Raw genomic sequence first — 2,784 nt, forward strand, 5'->3', positions numbered from 1 at the left:
GAGGTACTGATAACTGATAACTGAAATGACCCTCTAGATTCTGGCACTTCATGTCTTTATTGAGATTGAGATTCTTTATTTTCTTTTCTGATGTTAATTTAGTTACTCTAATACCATTTATCTATGAAGTTGCACTTAATATAAAGATGATAATAGTCAGCGTAATCAGGTCTGAGCAACAATGATTAAGCGCATTGTTACAGCGAAATGGTATAAAGCATTTTTTTTTTGCTAAAAATGATCGAATCAAAATTTACCGAATAATTAAGGTTTAAAGCCTCTCCTTTAAACGAGAAAAAATAAAAAATTATCCTTTTAGTCAATCCTCTTCTTTTCAAAGAGAGGTAATTATTAATTATTAATTATTAATTGTTGAAAGCAGGTTGCAGATAGATGAGGTACAAATATAAATAGTAAAATATTTGTAGTGCGGGCATCTTGCCCGCAACTGGTGTACCTCACTAATCTGAAATACGATGTATATCATGCCTTGAGAATAGCGCGATAAAAAAAATTATCCTCTTCCTTCTTCCTTCCTTCTTCCTTCTTCCTTCTTCCTTCACTGATGAAATAACATAGTTATTAAAGGGAAAAAATTTAACAATATACAACTACAAAACCAGTAATTATTTTGCTGTATAGAAAAATCTGGTTCTGCTAACAACGCATCAATTCTTTCAGTCAAACGGTTAGGGGGAGTTGTACAACTAAATGCAGCAGCAAAATTAGCTGGCTGAGTTAAACGATCGCTCACCATTAATAACAAAGTTTCCGCCAATAATAACCCATCAACTTGTTTTTTTGCCCACTGATCTGCACGCACTTCTCGAAGAGTTAAAAGTTCATGCCACAACATTTCAGTATTAGGTAAAAAAGGCGCAATTTTTCCTAACCAACCGAACCAAAAAAACCAAAAATTATCTCGATAATAATAATGCGCTTGTTCGTGATTTAAAACTGCATAAAGTTGCTCGGAATTTAATCTTTCTATAAGTCCTTTACTAACTACTAACTGAGAATTCCAAAAGCCTATTTGGGCACTAAATAAAATAGGAGTATCCAGTAAACGTACTGATTTACCCTCAATAATTATTTGAGGATAATTATTCACCTTTTGTACAGACCGCCAACCTTCATAACCTAAAATCAAACCTAAAATAGCTGTCCATCCACAAAAAACCCAGGCCAATAAATAACTCAACCATCCAGTCGATAGTCCAAGCATTTCTCCTTGAGGACCCATACAAATAACTGCAATGGCCGTCGTAATTAAAATTATGGGAGAAGAAATAAATAACAGCAGCGATCGCTCCCAACGTTGGCCCCAATTACGCGGAGTAAAAAAGTAAGCTTTTCTGAGGCCATAAGATAACCCAACAGCTCCCAAAATGATGATCAGGTGCATTATTCTTTGTCCTCCCTAACTTTGCGTATAGCTTTTAGCTTTTCGGCGATCGCTTCTATTTGCTCGATACTAGCAGAATCTAAACTATCGGCAAAAGAGGCCACCAAATCTGGGTTTCCTACTTCCAGAAATTTATTTAATTGTTGATGCGCTCTCAACATTTGAGCTTCTCGACGAGAAATTAAAGGTCGCCACACAAAAGCACGCTCACTTTCATCACAAACTAACCAACCCTTTTGAGTCAGGCGACGTAGCACTGTAGTTACTGAAGTATAAGCTAGTTCTCGGTCAGGGTCGGTCAGAATATATTCATGTACCTGTTTGACCGTGACACAATCTAATGTCCAAACAATATTCAAAATCTCTGTTTCTAGAGGGCCTAAAGACATTTGTTGTGGACGGTGATCTGGTAAAGGACTCATTATTTATTTTTTATTTCTTAGATTTTGACAACACCGTAGTGAAAATTTATCCTTTGTTATGGTAAATTATTTAAGTATGACAGTCTGTCGTTTTACAATTTAAAATCTCCATAAATTATATTTTAATCTAAACAGGATAACGATTTCAGATTTTTTTGGAGATATCTATTGTAGAATTACCTCTGGATACATAATAATTTTAAAAGAACAGGAGTAAAGATGCGTTTTATTTCTTCATTTTCCAAGTCTTTAGCACTATTAGCTTCCGTAGCAATGTTAGTTATTGGTAGTCTAGTATTTTCTAATCCAGCAGAAGCAGCTAACTATGAGGTAACAATGGGTGCTGGTGGACTACAATTTAGTCCCAGGAAAATAGCTGTTAAGCCTGGTGATACAGTTACATTTAAAAATGGTATGCTCGCACCTCATAATGTAATTTTCAATCCTGCTAAATCACCTGATTCAGAACTGTCCAAATCACTTTCCCACAAAAACTTGGCCTATAGAGCTGGAGAGAGCTTTGATGTAAATATCCCAGCAGATGCTGAGTCTGGTGATTACGAATTTTTCTGTACTCCTCACCGTGGCGCAGGAATGGTTGGCCATCTGGTTGTAGAATAACAGCAGAACTTAAGCATCAGAAACTACTTTAAAATTGGTTTACTGTAGTTGATTAAAGTAATTACAAGAATACTTGTTCTTGTGCAAATTACTAAATAGTTTAGAACTCATAATACTAATCAAAAATTAGAGTTATAATTGATAACTCTTAAATATTTCTCCCTCTAAAAATTTATCTACCACAAGTGTTAATAACTTCAACAATTAATTCTTGTGATTTAGATATTTTAGGGGGAGAATAATTATTTTTATTATTAAAATAGCAGTCGAAAAAAAAGCTTAGGACAGTTAAAAACTTTAAAGCTCAGACAACGTAAGAATTAATTGTTGAAGTTA

3 protein-coding genes are annotated in these 2,784 nt (G+C 34.5%); 1 reads left to right on the forward strand and 2 read right to left on the reverse strand.

The annotated features are described in order from the left end of the window. Nucleotides 1-559: 559 nt before the first annotated feature. Nucleotides 560-1,405 carry a M56 family metallopeptidase gene (locus tag F6K13_RS26935; RefSeq protein ID WP_124147452.1) on the reverse strand — a complete coding sequence of 282 codons (846 nt, stop codon included), beginning with the start codon at nucleotides 1,403-1,405 and terminating at the stop codon, nucleotides 560-562. Then, on the reverse strand, nucleotides 1,405-1,827 hold the full coding sequence (locus tag F6K13_RS26940; RefSeq protein ID WP_124147451.1) for a BlaI/MecI/CopY family transcriptional regulator: 423 nt from the start codon (nucleotides 1,825-1,827) through the stop codon (nucleotides 1,405-1,407). Before F6K13_RS26940 ends, F6K13_RS26935 begins: the two co-directional genes overlap by 1 nt. A gap of 219 nt (nucleotides 1,828-2,046) precedes the next feature. Here F6K13_RS26940 and petE point away from each other — a divergent pair, with 219 nt between their 5' ends. Continuing rightward, nucleotides 2,047-2,448, forward strand: a complete 402-nt coding sequence (gene petE, locus F6K13_RS26945; protein WP_124147450.1) for a plastocyanin — start codon at nucleotides 2,047-2,049, stop codon at nucleotides 2,446-2,448. Nucleotides 2,449-2,784: the final 336 nt, after the last annotated feature.

The sequence above is a fragment of the Okeania sp. SIO2B9 genome, assembly GCF_010672505.1.
Classification (GTDB): Bacteria; Cyanobacteriota; Cyanobacteriia; order Cyanobacteriales; family Microcoleaceae; genus Okeania; species Okeania hirsuta.